At 64.2% G+C, this 849-nt stretch carries 1 protein-coding gene; it reads left to right on the top strand.

Translation table 11 applies throughout. The annotated features are described in order from the left end of the window. Window positions 1–849, top strand: an 849-nt coding sequence (locus tag ACFI33_RS11770; protein ID WP_462624051.1) for a type ISP restriction/modification enzyme, incomplete at both ends; no start/stop codon positions are given.

Genomic DNA, 849 nt, shown 5'->3' with positions numbered 1-849 from the left:
CTGGAACGCTGGTCTGATCGCTCAGCAACGGATCGAGGCCAACCGGGTCAAGAGGGATGAGAACATCCAGGTCGTCATCGGCAACCCGCCATACAAGGACAAGGCCGGTGGGCGTGGGGGGTGGATCGAGAACGGTGTCGATCCGGCGACGGGACGGGCTCCCCTAGACGCATTCAGGAGTCGAGGCAACGGGCGCAACGAGCGCCACCTGAACAACCTCTACGTCTACTTCTGGCGTTGGGCGCTGTGGAAGGCGTTCGAATCCACCGCGCAGCGCAAGCTCGACGGAGCGGACCAGGGTGTGGTCTGCTTCGTGACCGCGACCGGGTATCTCACCGGTCCTGGCTTCGCGGGGATGCGAGAGTATCTGCGCCGCACCTGTTCGACCGGATGGATCATCAACGTCACTCCTGAGGGGTTGAACCCTCCCCCCGGTCATGGGGTCTTTGCCATTCAGACGCCGGTGGCCGTGGGCATTTTCGTGCGCAACTCCCAGGCGAGCCCCGAGGTGCCAGCGCCGATCTACTACCGAGAGGTGGCCGGCACGCGGGCACAGAAGTTCGCGCAGTTCCCCGAGATCCATCTCAACGGTGAGGGATGGCTGGAAGCCCCTACCGAGTGGCGGGCTCCGTTCACGCCGAAGTCGGGCGACACGTGGTCGTCCTTTCCCTCCGTGCGAGACCTGTATCCCTGGTACTCCACCGGGCTGTCCGCCAATCGCACCTGGGTCTATTCCCCGTCCCCGGATGTCCTGCAGCTGCGCCTGAACACCGTGGTCGCGGAGAGGGACCCCGAGGCCAAGTCCGTGCTCTTCAAGGAGTCTCGAGACGCCAACCTGAAGAAGACGAA

It is taken from the genome of Micrococcus sp. PSi08 (genome assembly GCF_054960655.1).
This window is presented reverse-complemented; position numbering and strand designations above follow the sequence as displayed.